This is a genomic window from Pandoraea bronchicola, from assembly GCF_902459805.1.
Lineage (GTDB): Bacteria > Pseudomonadota > Gammaproteobacteria > Burkholderiales > Burkholderiaceae > Pandoraea > Pandoraea bronchicola.
Window position 1 is genome coordinate 429,492 of record NZ_CABPST010000002.1, and the last position, 19,695, is coordinate 449,186.

At 62.1% G+C, this 19,695-nt stretch carries 14 protein-coding genes and 1 tRNA gene; 10 read left to right on the plus strand and 5 right to left on the minus strand.

The window, feature by feature from the left end; translation table 11 throughout:
* Positions 1–310 precede the first annotated feature (310 nt).
* Together PBR20603_RS06050 and PBR20603_RS06055 are read left to right on the plus strand one after the other, a co-directional pair.
* Positions 311–2,149 carry an assimilatory sulfite reductase (NADPH) flavoprotein subunit gene (locus PBR20603_RS06050; RefSeq protein WP_150558639.1) on the plus strand — a complete coding sequence of 613 codons (1,839 nt, stop codon included), beginning with the start codon at positions 311–313 and terminating at the stop codon, positions 2,147–2,149.
* Positions 2,150–2,229: 80 nt separating this feature from the next.
* On the plus strand, positions 2,230–3,954 hold the full coding sequence (locus PBR20603_RS06055) for an NADPH-dependent assimilatory sulfite reductase hemoprotein subunit (protein WP_150558640.1): 1,725 nt from the start codon (positions 2,230–2,232) through the stop codon (positions 3,952–3,954).
* Positions 3,955–4,049: 95 nt separating this feature from the next.
* Here PBR20603_RS06055 and PBR20603_RS06060 read toward each other — a convergent pair whose 3' ends face one another.
* Both PBR20603_RS06060 and PBR20603_RS24440 read right to left on the minus strand, forming a co-directional pair.
* Complete coding sequence (locus tag PBR20603_RS06060) at positions 4,050–4,469, minus strand: hypothetical protein (RefSeq protein ID WP_150558641.1); 420 nt, start codon at positions 4,467–4,469, stop codon at positions 4,050–4,052.
* Positions 4,470–4,593: 124 nt separating this feature from the next.
* Entirely contained in the window at positions 4,594–6,216 is a 1,623-nt protein-coding gene (locus PBR20603_RS24440; RefSeq protein WP_150558642.1) for a methyl-accepting chemotaxis protein, read from the minus strand.
* 314 nt (positions 6,217–6,530) lie between these two features.
* On the opposite strand from PBR20603_RS24440, the gene PBR20603_RS06070 reads away from it, so the two are divergent.
* The 5 genes from PBR20603_RS06070 (at position 6,531) to PBR20603_RS06090 (ending at position 11,657) form a co-directional block, all read left to right on the plus strand.
* Entirely contained in the window at positions 6,531–6,833 is a 303-nt protein-coding gene (locus tag PBR20603_RS06070) for a hypothetical protein (protein WP_150558643.1), read from the plus strand.
* Positions 6,834–6,924: 91 nt separating this feature from the next.
* Positions 6,925–7,557: a LysE family translocator gene (locus PBR20603_RS06075; RefSeq protein ID WP_150558644.1), complete on the plus strand. Its 633-nt coding sequence runs from the start codon at positions 6,925–6,927 to the stop codon at positions 7,555–7,557.
* A 307-nt stretch (positions 7,558–7,864) separates the two neighbouring features.
* Positions 7,865–10,303: a penicillin-binding protein 1A gene (locus tag PBR20603_RS06080; RefSeq protein WP_425495792.1), complete on the plus strand. Its 2,439-nt coding sequence runs from the start codon at positions 7,865–7,867 to the stop codon at positions 10,301–10,303.
* 221 nt (positions 10,304–10,524) lie between these two features.
* Positions 10,525–11,337 (plus strand): AzlC family ABC transporter permease, encoded by an 813-nt coding sequence (locus PBR20603_RS06085; RefSeq protein ID WP_246174418.1) that lies wholly within the window; start codon positions 10,525–10,527, stop codon positions 11,335–11,337.
* Complete coding sequence (locus tag PBR20603_RS06090) at positions 11,334–11,657, plus strand: AzlD domain-containing protein (protein ID WP_150558645.1); 324 nt, start codon at positions 11,334–11,336, stop codon at positions 11,655–11,657. The genes PBR20603_RS06085 and PBR20603_RS06090 overlap by 4 nt, the downstream gene beginning before the upstream one ends.
* Positions 11,658–11,752: 95 nt before the next feature.
* On the opposite strand, the gene gshA is transcribed toward PBR20603_RS06090, so the two are convergent.
* Positions 11,753–13,441, minus strand: coding sequence for a glutamate--cysteine ligase (gene gshA, locus PBR20603_RS06095; protein ID WP_281355987.1), 1,689 nt, complete (start codon positions 13,439–13,441; stop codon positions 11,753–11,755).
* Between the two features lie 433 nt (positions 13,442–13,874).
* Here gshA and PBR20603_RS06100 point away from each other — a divergent pair, with 433 nt between their 5' ends.
* Entirely contained in the window at positions 13,875–14,648 is a 774-nt protein-coding gene (locus PBR20603_RS06100) for a sulfite exporter TauE/SafE family protein (protein ID WP_150558646.1), read from the plus strand.
* An 84-nt stretch (positions 14,649–14,732) separates the two neighbouring features.
* Here the strand turns inward: PBR20603_RS06100 and PBR20603_RS06105 are convergent, their stop codons facing one another.
* The gene (locus tag PBR20603_RS06105; protein ID WP_150558647.1) at positions 14,733–16,421 is read right to left on the minus strand and encodes an AMP-binding protein; all 1,689 of its coding nucleotides are present in this window, start codon (positions 16,419–16,421) and stop codon (positions 14,733–14,735) included.
* A gap of 236 nt (positions 16,422–16,657) precedes the next feature.
* Here PBR20603_RS06105 and PBR20603_RS06110 point away from each other — a divergent pair.
* Positions 16,658–16,734 (plus strand) — tRNA-Pro (locus PBR20603_RS06110).
* Positions 16,735–17,203: 469 nt separating this feature from the next.
* On the opposite strand, the gene PBR20603_RS06115 is transcribed toward PBR20603_RS06110, so the two are convergent.
* Positions 17,204–18,220 carry a hypothetical protein gene (locus PBR20603_RS06115; RefSeq protein ID WP_150558648.1) on the minus strand — a complete coding sequence of 339 codons (1,017 nt, stop codon included), beginning with the start codon at positions 18,218–18,220 and terminating at the stop codon, positions 17,204–17,206.
* A 778-nt stretch (positions 18,221–18,998) separates the two neighbouring features.
* Here PBR20603_RS06115 and PBR20603_RS24300 point away from each other — a divergent pair.
* Positions 18,999–19,664, plus strand: coding sequence for a hypothetical protein (locus tag PBR20603_RS24300; protein ID WP_246174420.1), 666 nt, complete (start codon positions 18,999–19,001; stop codon positions 19,662–19,664).
* Positions 19,665–19,695: the final 31 nt, after the last annotated feature.

Consider the following 19,695-nt stretch of genomic DNA (forward strand, 5'->3'; position numbering starts at 1 on the left):
CGAACGCACGTTCGCCGCTCCGTGATCGTGCACACATCCGACCCCGATTTCTCATCACCTGCCCTCGAAACAACCGCGAACATGCCGTCATCACGCGGACGCCCATTACGCCCCCAAGGGCCACCGTGCCCCGCCCGCCTTATTCCCATATGGAAATTGGATATATAAAAATTAATTTTTATTATTTTAATTTCTAAGGAGCAGCCGATATGGTGTTGAGTATCCCCTTGCCGGTCCAACTGGGGGTGGCTTGACGGGTTCGACCCGCCGGGGCTGCCGCGCTGGTCCGGCCCATGGAGTCAAGATCGACATGCAAGAGACGACGCCGCTTAACGCCCAGCAGGCCCAGTTGCTCAGCCAACTGGTTGACGGCCTATCCACGGAGCAGCTCGCCTGGGTGCGAGGGTTTCTCGCCGGCATCAATCACTCGGTGCGGCATGCCGGTGCCCCGACGCCGGCGACCGCATCCGCCAGCGCCGCCGCTGCGCACCTGACCATTCTTTATGGATCGCAAACGGGTCATGCGCAGGAAGTCGCGGAGCACGCCAAGGCGCGCGCGCTCGATGCAGGCTTCAAGGTCGACCTGTTTGCCATGGGCGACTACAAGGCGTCGCGTCTGAAGACCGACAAGTTGTTGCTCGTTGCCGTGTCGACCCAAGGCGAAGGCGAGCCCCCGGACGACGCCCGCGACTTCTACGATTTCCTGCACGGTGCGAAGGCGCCCAAGCTAGAAGGCACGCGTTTCGCGGTGCTCGGTCTGGGCGATTCGAGCTATGAGAAGTTCTGCCAGGCCGGTAAGGACTTCGACGCCAGGCTGGCCGCACTGGGCGCGCAACGGCTCGTCGCTCGTGTCGATAGCGACGTCGACTATGACGCACCGGCCGAGCGCTGGATCGAGGACGCCGTCGAAGCGCTCAAGCGCGTGGCGTCACCCGGCGCGCCGTCTTCCGTCAAGCGCATTGGCTCGGCCGAGAGCGTTACCCTCGCCGCCCTCGCCAGCGGTACCGCTGCGGCCGCCGCATCGAGTCAATACAGCCGCAAGCGCCCGTTTGACGCCAGCGTGATCGAGAACGTCACGCTCTCCGGCCGCGGGTCGTCGAAGGAAGTGCATCACGTCGAACTCTCGCTCGAGGGCTCGGGCCTCACCTACGAGCCGGGCGACGCGCTGGGAGTTGTCGTGACGAACGACGCGGGGCTGGTCGACGAACTCATCGACACACTCGCCCTCGACCCGCAGGCCACCACGACCACACAGGACAGCACGCTGTCCCTGCGCGACGCGTTCCTGCGGGCTTACGACATCACAACGCTCTCGCGCGCCTTCCTGGAGAAATACGCGTCGCTCACCGAGTCCACCGAACTCAAGGCACTGCTTGCCGCCGGCAACGAAGCGGCGCTGCGCGACTATCTCTATGGACGTGACGTCCTCGACGTCGTGCGTCAGTTCCCGGCCCGCAAAGTGAAGGCCGCCGAGTTTGTCGGCACCCTGCGCACGCTTCAGCCGCGCCTTTACTCGATTGCGTCGAGTCTGGCGGTCAATCCGGATGCCGTCCACATCACCGTCGGCGCCGTGCGCTATGAGAGCCACGGCCGTTCGCGTCGCGGTGTGGCGTCGACCTACCTCGCCGACATTGCCCGCGAAGGCGAGACGGTGCCCGTATACATAGAATCCAACCGCAACTTCAAGCTGCCGTCGGATACCCATGCGCCGGTCATCATGATTGGGCCAGGCACCGGCATCGCCCCCTTCCGGGCGTTTGTCGAGGAACGTCAGGCACTCGACGCGCCGGGCAAGCACTGGCTCTTCTTCGGTGACCGCAACTTTCGCACCGACTTCCTCTATCAACGCGAATGGCAGCGCTACGTGAAAGACGGCGTGCTCACCAGGATCGACCTCGCGTTCTCGCGCGACACGGAAGACAAGATCTATGTGCAGCACCGCATGCGCGAGCAGGGCAAAACGCTGTACGCCTGGTTGCAGGAAGGCGCCCACCTGTATGTCTGTGGCGACGCCGATCAGATGGCACGCGACGTGAACACTGCGCTCATCGACATCGTCGCGGAACACGGCGGACTGGCGCAAGACGCCGCTGCCGAGTATGTGAAGACGTTGCAACGCGAGAAGCGTTATCAGCGCGACGTCTATTGATCGAAGCCCACGCTCAACACGCCCCGCGCGACCGGCACCCCACGCACGGCAAGCCCGCGCTCACCGACACAGCAGCCCACATGAAGCAAACTACGCAAGCCAGCGCCGCCCCTTCGGCGGCGCGCTCCGAGGTCGAGAAGATCAAGGACGCCAGCCATTACCTGCGCGGCACGATTGCCGAGGGTCTGGCCGATCCGCTCACGGGGGCCATCTTCGAGAAAGACGCCCAACTGCTCAAGTTTCACGGCTCCTACATGCAAGACGACCGTGACCTGCGCGGCGAACGTCAGAAGCAAAAACTCGAACCGGCGTACCAGTTCATGATCCGCCTGCGCATGCCGGGCGGCGTGTGCACCCCGGCGCAATGGCTCAAGCTCGACGAACTGGCGCAGAAATATGGCGGCCATACGATTCGCCTGACGACACGCCAGACGGTGCAGTATCACAACGTGCTGAAGCACCAGTTGCGCCCCCTCATCAGGGGCATTGACGAAGTGGCGATGACGAGCATCGCCGCGTGCGGCGACGTCAATCGCAACACGCTCGTCTCCAACAACCCGCACCTCTCCCCGGCTCACGCCGAGGCGCTCGACTGGTGCCTGAAGATCGATCGGCATCTGCTGCCGCAGACCACCGCGTATCGCGAGATCTGGCTTGGCGACAAACGCCTGGGCGAGGGCAAGGAAGATCACGAGCCGATTTACGGCAAACATTATCTGCCGCGCAAATTCAAGATTGCCATCGCCATTCCGCCGAACAACGACGTCGATCTCTATGCTAACGATCTGGGCTTCATTGCCATCGTCGGCGACGACGGCATGCTCGAAGGCTTCAATGTGAGCGTCGGTGGCGGCATGGGCATGACGCACGGTGACGCCGCGACATACCCGCGCACGGCAACCGTCATCGGCTATATCCCGGCAGATCGCATTGTCGAGGTGTCGGAGAAGGTGCTGCTCGTGCAGCGCGACTTCGGCGACCGCACGAACCGCAAGCACGCGCGTCTGAAATACACGATCGACGATCGCGGTGTGGCGTGGTTCAAGGAAACACTCAACCACTATCTTGGCTGGTCACTCGCGCCGGCCCGTTCGTTCCGGTTCACGACCAACGGCGATCAGTACGGCTGGCTCAAGGGCGCTGACGACTTGTGGCATCTCACGCTCTTCATCCAGAACGGACGGGTGAAGGATTGGGAGGACTATCGGCTGATGACCGGTCTGCGCGAGATCGCGAGGGTGCATGACGGCGACATTCGCATCACGGGCAATCAGAACCTGATCGTCGCCCGCGTAAGCGACGAGAAGAAGCCGCAGATCGAAGCGCTCGTCAAGGCATTCGGCCTGCTCGACGGCAAGCATCAGAGCGCGTTGCGAATCAACTCGATGGCATGCGTCGGCTTCCCAACCTGCGGCCTGGCCCTGGCGGAGAGCGAGCGCGCCCTGCCCGGCCTCGTCACGCGACTGGAGAAAGTGCTCGACGACGCGGGGCTCGCCGGCGAGCCGATCACCATCCGCACGACGGGCTGCCCGAACGGATGCGCGCGCCCCTACATCGCGGAAATCGGACTGGTCGGCAAATCGGCGGGCAAGTACAACCTGTATCTTGGGGCGGGCTTCCACGGCCAGCGGCTGAACAAGTTGTACAAGGAGTCTTTGAGCGAAGACCAGATCGTCGCGGAACTCACGCCGCTCTTTCAGCGTTATGCCCAAGCGCGCGACGCAGGCGAGAAATTCGGCGATTTCCTCGTGCGTCACGGCGTAGTGAAGGAAGTCGTTGAAGCCCGGGAGGACTTTCACGGCTGAGTCGCACCATCGCCGCTGTTCGCTTCATCACCGTCATCAACAAAAAACGCCACGGTCTGCCGTGGCGTTTTTTTTGCCGCCAAGCATCAGGCGACTCAGTCGTTGCTGCCCGCGTACGGCACCATGCATCGCTTGACCGTCTGTTCGAAGTCACGCGGCAGGTTGCTGCCGGGCGTCTCAAAGTACTGCAAGCGCGCACCGAAGCCGCCTTGCATGATGTCGACGTAAGGGTTGTAGATGGCCTTGCCCTCGGCGTTCTGGCCGCGATACACACGCACGCGGTCGGCGCCCTGACGCGCATACGACGTCGAATCGACGTTCTGCGACAGCTGGCTCCAGCCGTGGTAGATGCAGTTGAGCACCATGAAACGATCGGCACTTGTCCCCTGATCGAGCAGCCGCCCCTGCGCCGGATCGGGCCGGCTCATCTGGTTGATCGGGCCACATCCTGCCAATCCAGCCAGCCCAGCCATTACGCCGGCCAGAACCGTCACCATTAGCGCCACTCGCTTCATACTTCGACACCCTTAACTGAGCAAAAGATGGGCAATGGTACCCGGTTCGGCGCGTCACCGCCATGAACGCGCCCCCCTCATGGCCTTGCCCGGCCCATTCATCGTGCCCCGCCCCCCCAACGCGTCACGCCGCCAGCGAAAGCGGCGAGGCGCCTACGGCATGCAAGGCCGGGCGTCGCGCACCGCCGGCCGTCAGACCTTCGTCACCCAACCGGAATCGCGCCATCTCCTCGCGCAGCGCACTCGTCTGATCTTCGAGCGACGCGGCGGCGGCGGCGGCCTGTTCCACGAGCGCCGCGTTCTGCTGGGTCACAGTGTCCATTTGCGTGACGGCCTGATTCACCTGCTCAATACCGCCGCTCTGCTCGTCGGACGCTGCGGAAATCTCACCCATGATGTCGGTCACGCGTTGTACGGCCTGGACAATGTCGTCCATCGTGCGGCCGGCTTCCGCCACGAGCGTCGAGCCATCGGCTACCTTCTGTGCCGACGCTTCGATGAGCGTCTTGATCTCGCGTGCGGCCGTGGCACTGCGCTGCGCCAGCGTGCGCACCTCACCCGCCACCACGGCAAAGCCGCGTCCCTGCTCACCGGCGCGGGCGGCCTCCACTGCCGCGTTGAGTGCGAGGATGTTGGTCTGGAATGCAATGCCGTCGATCACGCTGATGATGTCCACAACTTGCGACGAACTCGTCGAGATCCCCTGCATCGTGTCGACCACACGAGCCACGACCTGACCACCACGCGCCGCGATGTCCGAGGCATTGACGGCGAGCTGGCTCGCCTGGCGCGCGTTGTCGGCGTTCTGTTTGACGGTCGCGGTCAGTTGCTCCATCGACGACGCCGTCTCTTCCAGCGAAGCGGCCTGCTGCTCGGTACGTGCCGACAGATCGGTATTGCCCGCCGAGATTTCCGCTGTGGCCGTCGCCATGGCGTCGCAACTGCGACGCACACCGCGAATCGTGCCAGCAAGACGCGACTGCATCGTGTCGAGTCCGCGCATGAGCATCGACATCTCGTCCTTGCCACGCACCTGCACCGTGTTGTCGAGTTGGCCCGCCGCGATGTTCTCGAACGCCGTCAGGGCTTCGCCGAGCGGCCGCATGATCGCGCCGCGCAGCGAGAAGTAACAGACGATGGCCATGAGCACGCCGAGCACCGTCGCCCCGATGCTCAACCAGCGAAACGCCGCCAGCTCCTCCATGGACGCTTCGTACGTGTCTTGCCCGAGCTTCAACTTATAGGCGGCCAACGCATCGCTGGCCGTGGTCAGCGCGGCGTAGTACTTGGGCAGCACGTTCATCGTCAGATCGTCCATCGCCGTACGGTCACGTGCGTCGATGGCAGCGAGCATCGGGTCCATCCCCTGCTCGAAGAACGTTGCACGGCGGGCCGCGACGTCATCGGCCAGCCGCTTTTCTTCAGCGCTGTGTGGCAACGCCTGATAGGCCGCCCAAGCGGCATTCGCGTCCTTGATCATGCTGCGCGCGCGCGCAGCGACCTTGTCCGCATCGGGCGATTCGGGATGCAGCACGATGCGATCGAGAATGGCGCGAGTCCGCGCCAGCGTGGCATTGTCCTTGCCTAGCGCCACGGTGGCGGCAAGGTGGGTAGCGTACGTCTCGCGAAGGGCGTCTCCGGTACGCGTCATACCGGCAATGCCCAGCGCGCCCAATAGAATCAATAGCGCGGCCAACAGCGCCATCGTGATACCCAGACGTGCCTTGATCGAAAAGCTACGCAACATGCTGTTGTCTCCGTCATATGTGGTGGGTTCCTCGCCCCGGCCCGGCCTCTTTTGGACCGGTAATACTTGTCACATCGGCTTGTCACACGCCAGACTTGAGCATCGTGCGGGTTTACGTGCCCACGCGCCAAGCCATTGGTCGACGTCCTGTTGATGCAAATCAAGTCGCCCGCGCACGGGCATGCCACACGCCTCCTGTCTTGCAGAACAAAACCGCAGAGGTTGAGCAGCCACGACAGGTCCCTGCTGGCGATTGGGGAAAGAGGGCATGATCTTATGCCATTTCTTATATATTCATACGATATATTCGGAACATGATCGAAGGACTTGAGAAGCTGCTGGCTGCCGGCAAAGACAACGCGCTGTTGCGTTTCGGACTCGGCAAGGCCTATCTGGACGCCCAGAACTTCGCCGTGGCGGCAGAACATTTGCGCCATTGCGTGGCATTCGACCCGGCATACACCGCGGCCTGGAAGTTGCTGGGCAAGGCACGGCAAGGGGCCGGCGACGTCGACGGCGCCCGCGACGCGTGGACGCGCGGCATTGCCGCCGCGCAGGCGCACGGCGACCGGCAAGCCGAGAAAGAAATGACCGTCTTTCTCAAGCGGCTGGGCTGAATTCGCCCCCTGCGGCGCCTGATTTCACGCAACCGGCATGTACGCCGTGAGCGTGATATCGTGCAGCTTGCCTTTTTGAGATGCCATCCAAATGCCTGCAACCTCGACCTGGCTGGCCTTCGCGCTGGTCGCCATCGGCATGGCCCTCACGCCGGGACCGAACATGATGTATCTGGTGTCGCGCTCGCTGTGTCAGGGGCCGGCCGCCGGTCTCGTCTCGTTGGGCGGCGTGGCGCTGGGTTTCGTGTTCTACATGATGTGTGCCGCCTTCGGTATCACCGCCCTGCTCTTCGCAGTGCCGTTCGCTTACGACGTGCTGCGCTTCGGCGGTGCCGTCTATCTGTTCTGGCTGGCCTGGCAGGCGCTCAAACCGGGTGGCCGATCGCCATTCGAGGTGCGAGCGCTTGCGCGCGACAGCAATCGCCGCCTGTTCCTGATGGGGCTGTTCACCTCGGTACTCAATCCAAAGATCGCGATGCTGTATCTCGCGTTGCTGCCGCAGTTCGTCCACCCTGAGCACGGCAGTGTGCTGACGCAGTCATTGGTGCTGGGCGCCACGCAGATCGTTGCCAGCGTGGCGGTGAATGCTTCCGTCGCCCTGTGCGCCGGCAGCATCGCCCGGTTCCTTGGGCAACGCCCGGCATGGCTGCGCATCCAGCGCTGGCTGATGGGCGGCGTGCTTGGGGCGCTGGCCCTGCGCATGGCGACGGAAGCACGTCGCTGAGCGAGTGACCGGTACTGTCTGCGCATGTCCCGTTTTTTTGACTTCGTCGCCACGGGTACGCCGGGAAACATTCCGGTACCCTCGCCGCGCCAACCTCTCGCGGTTTGCCAAGCTGTTACCCCCCATTTTTTTGGAGGGTGGTGCGCCGGGCGTGGCATACTGCTCCGATTTCGCCGCGCGGCGGGGATCCACGCAGCGCTAGGCCGGCCGGCCTGTTCCCATCCTGCAATTTTCGTTGGGTATGTCCTTGAAGCATTGTTTGCCGCCTCGTGCACCGTCTAATCCGGCGCACCGCAAGTCCCCTGTCATGACGCCCCAGGCACCGTCCGCCCACGTTGCCTTGTCATCCGCTCCCGGTAGACAACGTGGTTTTGGCACTTTTGCCGTCATCCTTGCCACCTTGGCGGGGCTGGCCATCGTCGGTGCCCTGATCGTCGGCTACGCGCTGATCGTCATGCGCCCGAACCTGCCGCCACTGGATGTCATCACCGACTACCGGCCGAAGGTGCCGCTGCGCATCTACACGTCGGATAACGTGCTGATTGGCGAATTCGGTGAAGAGCGTCGCAGCCTGGTCACCATCGACCAGATTCCGGACGTCATGAAGAAGGCCGTGCTCGCGATCGAGGACTATCGCTTCTACGACCATGGCGGCGTCGATTTCATCGGCATTCTGCGCGCCGGTGTGTCTGACGTATTGCACGGCGGTGCAGCTCAGGGCGCCAGTACGATCACGATGCAGGTCGCGCGCAACTTCTTCCTCTCGCGAGAGAAGACGGCCACGCGCAAGATCTACGAAATGCTGCTCGCCTACAAAATCGAGTCGGCCCTGTCCAAGGACAAGATTCTCGAGCTGTACATGAACCAGATCTATCTGGGTCAACGCGCGTATGGCTTCGCCAGCGCGGCACGCATTTACTTCGGCAAAGATCTGAAGGACATCACGCTCGGCGAAGCGGCGATGCTCGCCGGACTGCCCAAGGCGCCTTCCGCCTATAACCCGATCGTCAACCCGAAGCGCGCGAAGATCCGGCAGGAATACATCCTCAAGCGCATGCTCGATCTGGGCTACATTTCGCGCAATCAATACGAAGACGCCCTGCACGAGCCGATCCGCACGCGCACGTCCGGCAACGAGTACAACGTGCATGCGGAGTACGTCGCCGAGATGGTGCGTCAGGCCGTGTACGACCAGTACAAGGACGACACCTACACGCGCGGCCTGACCGTCATCACGACGCTCGACTCGAAGAAACAGCAGGCCGCGTACGACGCCGTGCGCATGGGCGTGCTCGATTACGAACGCCGTCATGCCTATCGCGGTCCGGAGGGTTTCGTGGAGTTGCCCGCGGCGATGCCCGATCGTCAGCAACTGATCGAGGACACGCTGCTCGAGCATCCTGACAATGGCGATCTGATCGCGGCAGTGGTCGTGTCCGCCAGCGCGTCGCAGGTCACGGCGATCCCGCTGTCGGGCGACGCCGTCACAGTCAACGGCGATGGCATCGGCTTTGCGGCGTCTGCCCTCTCGGCCAAGGCCAGCGAAAAGGTGCGCATCCGTCCGGGCGCGATCATCCGTGTGATGAAGGACGCGCGCGGCAAGTGGCGCATTGCGCAGTTGCCGGAAGTGCAAGGCTCGCTCGTCTCGCTCTCCCCGGACGACGGCGCCATCCGTGCGCTGGTCGGCGGCTTCGACTTCAACCAGAGCAAGTTCAACCGTGCGACACAGGCGTGGCGTCAACCGGGTTCGACCTTCAAGCCGGTGGTGTACTCGGCGGCTATCGAGAAAGGCGTGAGCCCGGCGACGATGGTGCTGGACGCCCCGCTCAACCTGCCGCCCGCTCAGACCGGCGGTCAGGCATGGGACCCGCATGACGACGACGCCTTCAGCGGACCGATGACCGTGCGCGAAGGTCTGCAACGCTCGAAGAACCTCGTGGCGATTCGGCTGTTGCAATTTGCCGGCACGCAGTACACGCAGGAATATGCCACGCGCTTCGGCTTCGACGCCGACAAAGTGCCACCGTACCTGCCGATGGCCCTTGGCGCCGGACAGACCACGCCGCTGCAATTGGCCGGCGCCTACGCCGTGTTCGCGAACGGCGGCTATCGTGTCGCGCCGTACCTGATCAGCGAGATCCGCGACGCACGCGGCAATGTGCTCAACAAGGCCACGCCGGTGATCGCCGGGGTGAACGCCGCGCGCGCCATTTCCGCGCCGAACGCATTCATCATGAACAGCCTGCTGCAAACGGTCGCGCAACGCGGAACGGGCTCGGGCACGAACGTTCTTAAACGCACCGATCTGGCGGGCAAGACCGGCACGACCAACGACGCGCTCGACGGCTGGTTCGCGGGCTATCAGCATTCGCTCGTTGCGGTCGCATGGCTTGGTTTCGACCAGCCCAAGACACTGGGCAGCCGTGAGTTCGGTGCGCAACTGGCGTTGCCCGTATGGACCAAGTACATGGGCGTGGCGCTCAATGGCGTGCCGCAACAGCAGATGGCGATGCCTGAAGGGGTCAGCGTCGTGAACGGCGAGCTTTACGAGACTGACAAGTTGCCTGGCAATGGCTTTGTGGCGAGCATCGGCATCGACGACAGCAGCGGCGGCTTCTCGCTACCGTTCTTCGGCAGCAATTCGCCGTCGCCCGCCGCCCCGCCACCCACGGCTGGACAGCCCCCATCGCCGGGTGTCGACAGCAGCGAAAAGGCACGCATTCTCGATATGTTCAAACACCCGTGACCCCCGGTGTGACGTCTGCAGGCGCAAGCTGACAGGCGTTCGCCGAATCCCGGCACAACGCACGCGCGGCTACCCGACGGGTGGCCGCTTTTTTGCTGCCCGCCGCCGCACTGCACGACCACCCCGCGGCGAGCGCAAGAACGTACAAGCGCGCGGCCCGGCGCAGGCGCTATCCTCGACATATTCGTCTCCCGACTTTCGCCCTCAGGAAATCCCCAACCATGCCGGTTCCGTCTCGTGCGACCAGCTTTGTCGCAGGTGCCCGCGACACCCTGCCGATGATTGTCGGCGCAGCCCCGTTTGGTCTGATCTTCGGCGCGCTGGTCGCGACTACGCCGCTGTCGACGTGGCACGGTCAGCTCATGTCGCTCACCGTTTTCGCCGGATCGAGTCAGTTCATTGCCGCCGGTCTTTTCGCGACCGGCGTAGGCTATGTCGTTCTGTGGGCAACGACGTTGATCGTCAATCTTCGTCACATGCTGTATGCGGCGAATCTGCTGCCCCATGTGCGGCATCTGAATTTTCGCTGGCGGGCCTTGCTGGGCTTCCTGCTGACGGACGAGACGTTCGCAGTGACCAGCAGCCATTTCCACCGGCACCCCGACGACCCCATGGGCCACTGGTACTTCCTCGGCTCGGCGCTGTCGATGTACATCAACTGGCAGGTCTGGACGCTTGCCGGCCTCATGTTCGGCGCCGCCTTCCCGCGCTTGCAGACACTCGGTCTCGACTTCGCGATGGTCGCCACGTTCATCGCCATCATCGTGCCGCAGATGGCCCGCATGCCGTGGGCCATCGCGACGGTCGTCGCGGGCGCAAGCGCCTATTTGTGTCACGGCTTGCCATACAAACTCGGCTTGCTCGTCGCGGTGACGCTTGGCATCGCTGCCGGCATGCTGGCGCTGCATGCGAAGCGCCGTGGAGGCGGACGCGCGTCGCCCGCGCGCAGACGAGACGATGGCCTTGGCACCAGCTCACCGGATGACCGCGCCGGCCTGCGCTCGCAGAAAACCTCCGCAGGGAGTACGCGATGAACTACGTGCTGGCGATTCTCGGCATGGCGACGGTGACGTTTGCCGTCAAGGCAGGCATTTTCTTGCTGGGCGACCGTGTGCGCTTTCCCGAATGGTTGCGCGAAGCGCTGTCGTTCGTGCCCGTGACGGTGCTCACGGCGATCATCGTGCCGATGACGCTCGCGCCCCATGGCGACGGTCTCGAACTGACGTGGCGCAATCCCCAACTCGTGGCGGCACTCGTCGCGATTGCGGTGTGTGCGGCCACGCGTCATCAGTTGCTCACCATCGGCGCAGGACTCGCCGTCTTCTTCATATGGCAATTGGGCGTATTGGGATGACAGCCGGGTGACCATCGAATCTCACACCGCCCGCCGCACGCACAAGAAAAAAGCGCCTCGAGAGGCGCTTTTTTTATGGGGCGGCTGACCGCGCGTCAGACGGAGACCGTGCCGAGCGTACCGGCACGATACGCGGCGACGAACGCGTCGAAATCACCGACTTGCGTGCGCTCAAGTTCGGCTTGTGTATCGAGCGACTTGCGGGCCAGCGTCTCGAAGTGCTCGACAACGCCGGCATCGAGCGGCCTGTCGCGCAACGTCTGCGCATGACGCTTGCTCTGCTCGAGCGCAAACGCCTGAAATGCGCCGCCCTTTGCGCCGCGCAGCGGCTCGAGCGAGGCCATCACGCGAGCGGACGGCGTGAGCGACACGTCGTGCACCTTGGCGCGTTGGAGCGACATCGTATGGGCGTAGTGCGCCCCGCCGCGCTGCGCGTCGAAGGCGGCCGCCGTACGGTCGATGCGATCGAGCAACGTCTCGGCCCAGTCGAAGAGCGTGATCGCTTCGCCGCCACGATGCAGCACGAGACCCGGCTTACGGCCTTCCTTGACGACGTGAGCGAAGTTGTCGCGATTCTCCAAGTTCTCGGCGCTCGAGCACGACGGACTCTCTTCGAGCGCACAGAACAGCAGGAAAGCGTCGATGAAGCGTGCCGTGTCGACATCGATGCCCGTCGGCTGGAAGGGATCGATATCGATGCAGCGAACTTCAACGTACTGGACCCCGCGGCGCGCGAGCGCCTGCACCGGACGCTCGCCGCTATACGTCACCCGCTTGGGACGAATGGTGGCGTAAAACTCGTTCTCGATTTGCAGAAGGTTGGTCGAGAGCTGAATCCACTCGCCATCGCGCTTGGTGCCGAGCGCCTCGTAGGCCGGATGCGGCTGGCTTACGGCTTGCGTGAGCGCGTCGATATAGCTGGGCAGACAGTCATAGCACGGCGAGACTTCGGACTGCGCACTGTTCTGATAGCCCAGATCGCTCATGCGCAGGCTGGTCGCATATGGCAGGCCAAGCGTGCCTTCGTCGAACGAATCGAGTCCATGCTCGCGCCCGCGCAGGAATTCCGCGTGCAGCACCGGCGAGGCACCGAACAGGTACATCAGCAGCCAGCTATAGCGCCGGAAATTACGGATGAGCGCGACATAGCGGGCCGATTGATAGTCGCGAGCAGACTCCTTGGCACCTTCGCTTTCACGCAACAGCTCCCACACCGGCTCGGCCAGCGAGAAGTTGTAGTGAATGCCGGCAATGCACTGCATCGGTTTGCCATAGCGCAGGGCCAGGCCACGGCGATAAACGTGCTTGAGCATGCCGATGTGCGACGTGCCGTAGTCGGCGATGGGAATCACCTCTTCCGGTGGCAGTGCCGGCGGCATCGAATCGCTCCATAGCAACTCCGTGCCGAGCTTGCGATAGGCGAACTGGTGGATTTCGTCGAGACGGGCAATGACTTCGGCGGCGTCGTGCTGGGGCGGGGTGATGAACTCGAGCAGCGCCTCGGAGTAATCGGTCGTGATTTCTTCGTTGGTCAATGCGGAACCCAGCGCGCGCGGATGCGGCGTCAGGGCAAGCGCACCATTGCCTTCGACGCGCAGCGTTTCTCTTTCGATGCCGGACAGGCCCTCACCGAGCAGTGCACGGTGAGCGGGTTGCATGATGAGTGCCAGGCGCCGGTCAAGCAGCGCGTGAGCGGCATGCTTTCCCGTGTGAGCGGTTTGTTCGTGTTGACGATTCTGGTTTTCCAACTTCCATCCCTCTGGACTGGCGCAATGCTTTGGCATGGCTTTCGTCGCCGATACCCTTCACGGCGCAGGGCCATGACCGGTGCGAGTTCGGCGGCGTACGGGGGTCTACGGGGTGCCGACGGCAGCAGCACGACCGCCGGAGCCGGAACTCCGGGGGACACGCTCGATGCGCGGCACGGCGCGAATTTGGCCTGAGCATAACTGAAAACGCCAAAGCGCGTCGGACGCCACCTCAATCCGGCATGCCGGCCCCACCGTGCCGGGTGACTGGCGCGAGTTAAGCGATGAAAGGGCCTGAATGCAGGATGAATGGCGATCATCCTGCGCATTGACCTTACCCGCCGAAGGGCTGGCGCCGGACGGGACATTGCGTCGGACCACCACGACTGGCGCAGCCTCAGCGTCTGCCTGAGTCCGCCTGCGCGAAAGCCGCATTGGCGGACCGGGGCGGGACGTCGATACTCACGTCATGATGAATACCCAACACTTGACCGACCTCATTCCCCTGCTGATGCTGGGGCTCGCGACCTTTGTGCTCGCCGGCTTCGTCAAAGGCGTGATCGGGCTGGGCCTGCCGACCGTGGCCGTCGGGCTGCTTGGCTTGGCCATGCCGACAGCCGAAGCCGCGGCACTGCTGATCGTGCCATCGCTCGTGACGAACGTTTGGCAATTACTGGCGGGCCCGCGCTTTGCCGCCCTGGCGAAGCGTCTGTGGCCGATGTTGCTCGGCATTGGCATCGGCACATGGGCGGGTGGCGGATGGCTCGCCAACGGCGGCGATTTCGCCGGGATGGCGCTGGGTGTGGCGTTGCTCGCCTACGCCGCGCTGGGACTTGCGGCGGTGCGCCTGCATGTGCCGAAAAACTGGTCCCGCGCAAGCGTGAGCGCGCTCGGCGGCGTGATAGGCGTCGTTACCGGGCTGGTCACGGCGGCGACCGGCGTGTTCGTCATTCCCGCGGTACCGTTCCTGCAAGCGCTCGACCTCGAGAAGGACGATCTGGTGCAGGCGCTCGGTCTGTCATTCACGGTATCCACGATTGCGCTGGCCGCCGGTCTCGCGCGCGACGGGATCTTCCACGGCCACGCGATCGGCGTTTCCCTGCTGGCGCTCGCACCGGCGCTGGGCGGAATGTTCTTCGGACAGTGGGTGCGAGGCCGTGTGAGTTCCCCGGTGTTTCGCCGCTGCTTCTTCGTGGGGCTCGCGATGCTCGGGGCAGAGCTGGTGATCCAACACATGCGCTGAGTGTGACGGTGCGACAGTGCGGCGGTGCGACGGTGCGGCGGCGGGACACGGTGCTGGCCGCCGCGGCTCGCCGGCGCACCGGCATCATTTGAGGTCGGCGAAATCGACGTCCCAGAACTCCATCTCACGGCGGCTTTGCAGATCCCGCCCCTCTTCCGTGCGGCGTAACTCAACGCGACGAATCTTGCCGGAGATCGTCTTCGGCAGGTCGCAGAATTCAATGCGGCGGATGCGTTTGTAGGGCGCCAGGTGATCGCGGCAGAAGCGCAGGATGTCGAGCGCGAGGACATCGTCGGCGTGAAAGCCCGCACGCAGGGTGATGAACGCCTTGGGCACCGCCAGCCGCACGGGATCCGGGCTAGGCACCACCCCGGCCTCGGCTACGGCTGGGTGCTTGATCAGTTCGCTTTCGAGCTCGAACGGACTGATGCGATAGTCGGAGGCCTTGAAGACATCATCGGCCCGGCCGACATAGGTGAAGTAGCCGCGCTCGTCGCGCATGGCAACGTCACCCGTGTGGTAGTAGCCGTCGCGCATGACCTCGGCGGTCTTCTCGCTGTCGTCTTCATACCCCTGCATCAAACCGGTCGGACGCGACGACAAGACCAGTGCAATTTCTCCTTCGTCGGCCTCTTCGCCATTGTGATCGAGCAGCACGACGCGATAGCCCGGCATTGGACGTCCCATTGCCCCAGCCTTCACCGGTTGCCCTGGCGAGTTGCCGATCTGGCAGCAGGTTTCGGTCTGGCCGTAGCCGTCGCGAATCGTGATGTTCCAGGCGCGTTTGACCTGATCGATCACCTCGGGGTTGAGCGGCTCGCCTGCACCGATCAGTTCCCGGAACGTCACAGCGTGGCGCGTCAGATCCTCTTGAATCATCATGCGCCAGACCGTGGGTGGCGCGCACAGCGTGGTGACCGCGCAGCGCGCAGCCGTTTCCAGCGCAGCACGTGCGTCGAAGCGCGAGAAGTTGTAGATGAAGATGGTCGCGCCGGCGTTCCACGGCGCGAAGAAGCAGCTCCACGCGTGCTTCGCCCATCCTGGCGAGCTGATGTTCCAGTGAATGTCGCCCGGTTGCAGGCCGAGCCAATACATCGTGGCGAGATGGCCGACGGGGTAGCTCTGATGCGTATGCAGTACGAGTTTCGGACGCGACGTGGTGCCGGAGGTGAAGTACAGCAATAACGGATCGGTCGCGAGCGTGGTGCCGTCGGGCGTGAAATGGTCTGAGGCTTCGTAGGCGGGCGCGAGTGACGTCCATCCTTCAGGTGGGTTGTCGCCGACGCAGAGGCGTCCGTAGTCACCGGGCAGATTGGCGAACTTGAGGGCGTCGCGCGCGGTGGTGACGACGTGGCGCACGCGGCCGCGCTCGAGCCGGTCGGTGAGGTCGCCTGCGGCTAGCAGGGTCGTCGCAGGAATCATGACGGCGCCGAGCTTCATGCAAGCGAGCATGAGATCCCAGAGTTCGACCTGATTGGGCAGCATGAGCAGCACGCGGTCGCCACGCGTCACGTCTTGCGCGCGCAAGTAGTTGGCGACGCGATTGGAGCGTACGGACATTTCGGCAAAGGACAGGCGCGTCTCTCGGCCGTCCTCTTCGACAACCCAGAGGGCGGTGCGATCGTTGCCTTGGGCTTGGGGGTCGAAAAAATCCAGCGCCCAGTTGAAGTGAGAGAGAACCGGCCAGCGAAAATCACGGTACGCCACATCGTAGTGGGCGCGCTGCGCGAGAAGCAAATCACGCGCGTCTTCGAACCCCAGGATTTGCGGCATCGCTTGTCTCCGAGCCCCAGTGGGCAGGATTTAGGCAGAATTCCATTATCGTGAGCCCCCCCGAATGCGACATCAGGAATAACCATCATGGGGGTGATGCAGGCCCCATACGCCGTGCCGCCTGCGCAGAATGCAAAAAAATATGCGGCCGATGCGCATAGCCCCTTCCTTTCTCGCAAAAAGCTCTGCTATAATCGCCTGCTTTCGAGCAATGCATCTAAACGACGCATTTCTCACGGGGCGTAGCGCAGCCTGGTAGCGTACCTGCATGGGGTGCAGGTGGTCGGAGGTTCAAATCCTCTCGCCCCGACCAGAATAGAAAAACCCGCACAGTCATTGGCTGTGCGGGTTTTTTCGTTGCGCTGAAATTTTGTGCACGTCGGTGGGATTATTAGAAATTTTCTAATATTTTTGCAGATGAGTAGGATTGCTACGCAGTCTTTGGCGCCGCCATACATCAGCGACACCGATACGTCGTCATACGACCGTTGGCTTGGAGAGCCGCCTTGCTGCTTGCAGCGTGACGCAGCTTCACCAATAGTGTTACGCACCCCCGGATATTTGATTTTTTGCGCATCGGGTATAACAATCCGCATCGCATATTGGCTCGGCATCCTCCGTTCGGGGGATGCCTCAAAGCGACTTTGCAGGCCGCATAAAACTTATTTATAAAATCATCAGGATTGCCCCCCAAGGCGCCGCTCCGCGCGCGGTCAGCCGGCCAAGCCGGGATTTTATGAGCAACTACGCTGGACGTATTAGCGCTGACAACGCTAAAAGCACTAGTCGCGCATATCCCCACCCATGTACCCGACTCCCCAGCCATATTTCGAACTGGTGATGCACGCGCCCTTCGGCGTGTTGCCGTTCCAGGTTGGCACCACGGAAACGAACGGCTTCTCGCACGCTTGGACATAGAGCGCTTTCACACTGTCCACTTCCATGATCTTCCTCTTTTCGTTCGGGGTAAGTTTTGTGCGGCCCAAATTTTGCTGGGCGCACGTGCTACCCCTACTCATGCCGGCAAAAGAACCCCCCTCGTAGCAATACACCACGGAGATTTCGACGCCACATGTGTTTTGCAAGCCGGGGGTTTCGACGTCGTATGTCGATTCTTTAGGCATTCGTATGACCTTTACACAGTTGCCCGCCGACTTTCCAAATTTGACGTTCTTGCCCAAGTCGACTCCCGGGAATTCGGACGCGCTCGATGCGGCCGAGGCCACTTGCAGCGCGCCTGCACTATTGATCCCGTGCGCAGCGACGTTCGACAGGCCGCCTTCTGCCCCCTGCATCGCGCCACCGAGAGCCTGAAGCTGCGCAGCGTTCTTGCCGCCGGCAGCGCCTGCAATCTGTGCGATCGCCCCTCCTAGTGCTCCCAACACCCCCTCGGACGACGAAGCCGTGCGCGCGGCTTTTTCCGCGGCCGCTCGACGCTCTGCATCTCGTTCGTTCTGTTGTTTACGCAAGTCAGCCTGTTTTAGAAAATCCTCTGTCTTCTTCCGCTCTTCCAACGCCTGGGCACTACGCGCCTTACGCTCGTCGTAGTATTTAAGTCCGGCGATTACAGCAGCATCTTCCTCAGAAGTCTTGGCGGCTCCGACGAGCGCCATGCGATCCGCATGCAGAGCATTGCACTCAGGAATCGCCATGCACTCTGCCGGTGAAATCCTTTCCGGTAAAAGCGAAGTTGGGGAGCGATAGTAAGAGTAAGCGCTTGGTCGATATGCATCTTGCGAGTACACGAACATGACGCCCGGTCGTTTGCCTGGTTCGACATTTTGCCAAGTTTCGCTCATCACCACGCCCCCCCACCTGAGTGTCAGGGTTCCGAGGCCACTAATGTATCCATTCGAACACGAGCCGTTCCATGACCATGCGTAGTCCTTGGCTATCATCGCGTTTAGCTCAGCCTGCTTCGCAGGATCCGAAGGTCCCTGGGTGAGCTCAATAAACTTGCAGCCCTCAGTCGTAACACGGTCAACCTGAACAACTTGAGCGGAGGGCGCCGTTGCGCAAGCACTCAAGATAAAACTCGCGACCGTTACGCTCGCTAATAGCTGAACGCCCAAGTGCCGAAAAACGTACAGCGCGTGCCGCTCAGTTCTTGAATGCTCCACGTCGCACCATCTCCCTAGTTTTGGCGTTAGCCATTTGGTTCTTTGATTTCTGATTGCGAAGGAGTATATCGAAACGAAGTTCAGTCGGACATCCTTCATTCGGATAATGCGGCGCTTAATGCCGACGAGCATCTAGAAGGGTAAATTAGCCTCAAAAGAGCAAAATATAATTATCTTTATAATTGATCTTGCCAACTATCATTAGCTATCTGGTTTAATGCGTCGTAGCTGCGCTCGCAGGCAAGTCCTGCGATGTGGACGACTTGGCGAACACGACCCCCTGGTCATTGGATTTCACCCAACGCTGCCGGCCAATATCCAGAAGTATTGCTCCCTCGCAGCACAAGTGGCATATCCCCCATTTGTGGGATGGCACGGTTTATCTGTAGAACCCTATACTCGCTATAGCATGTCCCGACGAGACTGCGACTCCACCATATGAAGGAAGGAGGATGCGATGAAAAGAGCAACGTGGCTTGCAACCGCATGCGTCACTTTGATGGCATGGGCCGACATATCGCAAGGACAGCAATGCGACTGCCAAAAGGTGATCGGTTCTTGCCAGGGTGCCGTTGAATTCATACGCAGCTACGGCTCGAAGCCGAGCTTTGGCGCCGAGCTGATTGTTCACAGTTCGGAACGCCGGTGCTCGAAGGTCGAATACTACGTCAACAGCACTCCATATCAAACCGTACTCGTCAATCGAAACGCCGAGCCTGAGAGCATATTTGGAACAAATCGCATCCAAGAAAATGACGTTTCCTACATTCGCTGCTCCGTGTGTGCCTCATCGGAAAAGGCGCCCCAAACACCGCAACCGTCTCAATCGCCGCAATCGCCGGCAACCCGCTTTCAAGGCACTTGGGCTGGCACAGGTACCAACAGCTTCTTTTTATCGAAAAAACGTGTACTCCACATAGACGTGACCGGCCCAAACTCGGCAAATGTTCAACTGGAAATAGGCGGCGAAGTGATTCCTGGCACAGGCGAAATCCACGGAGACGTAATTTCGATCAGGCTGAGCCGGGGCATCACCGCATCGGCCACGCTCACGGGGCAGAACGAACTTCGCTATGAAGCTAGCGGAACTGGCACAGTCACTGCAACAATGACGCGCCAATAGATCCTGGGCCATCGCGGCATTCCTACTGCCA

Excerpts from the sequence above, each read along its gene's own strand:
- PBR20603_RS06050 (WP_150558639.1), top strand. The coding sequence starts at position 311 with ATGCAAGAGACGACGCCGCTTAACGCCCAGCAGGCCCAGTTGCTCAGC.
- PBR20603_RS06055 (WP_150558640.1), top strand. The coding sequence starts at position 2,230 with ATGAAGCAAACTACGCAAGCCAGCGCCGCCCCTTCGGCGGCGCGCTCC.
- PBR20603_RS06060 (WP_150558641.1), bottom strand. The coding sequence starts at position 4,469 with ATGAAGCGAGTGGCGCTAATGGTGACGGTTCTGGCCGGCGTAATGGCT.
- PBR20603_RS24440 (WP_150558642.1), bottom strand. The coding sequence starts at position 6,216 with ATGTTGCGTAGCTTTTCGATCAAGGCACGTCTGGGTATCACGATGGCG.
- PBR20603_RS06070 (WP_150558643.1), top strand. The coding sequence starts at position 6,531 with ATGATCGAAGGACTTGAGAAGCTGCTGGCTGCCGGCAAAGACAACGCG.
- PBR20603_RS06075 (WP_150558644.1), top strand. The coding sequence starts at position 6,925 with ATGCCTGCAACCTCGACCTGGCTGGCCTTCGCGCTGGTCGCCATCGGC.
- PBR20603_RS06080 (WP_425495792.1), top strand. The coding sequence starts at position 7,865 with ATGACGCCCCAGGCACCGTCCGCCCACGTTGCCTTGTCATCCGCTCCC.
- PBR20603_RS06085 (WP_246174418.1), top strand. The coding sequence starts at position 10,525 with ATGCCGGTTCCGTCTCGTGCGACCAGCTTTGTCGCAGGTGCCCGCGAC.
- PBR20603_RS06090 (WP_150558645.1), top strand. The coding sequence starts at position 11,334 with ATGAACTACGTGCTGGCGATTCTCGGCATGGCGACGGTGACGTTTGCC.
- gshA (WP_281355987.1), bottom strand. The coding sequence starts at position 13,441 with ATGCCAAAGCATTGCGCCAGTCCAGAGGGATGGAAGTTGGAAAACCAG.
- PBR20603_RS06100 (WP_150558646.1), top strand. The coding sequence starts at position 13,875 with ATGATGAATACCCAACACTTGACCGACCTCATTCCCCTGCTGATGCTG.
- PBR20603_RS06105 (WP_150558647.1), bottom strand. The coding sequence starts at position 16,421 with ATGCCGCAAATCCTGGGGTTCGAAGACGCGCGTGATTTGCTTCTCGCG.
- PBR20603_RS06115 (WP_150558648.1), bottom strand. The coding sequence starts at position 18,220 with ATGAGCGAAACTTGGCAAAATGTCGAACCAGGCAAACGACCGGGCGTC.
- PBR20603_RS24300 (WP_246174420.1), top strand. The coding sequence starts at position 18,999 with ATGAAAAGAGCAACGTGGCTTGCAACCGCATGCGTCACTTTGATGGCA.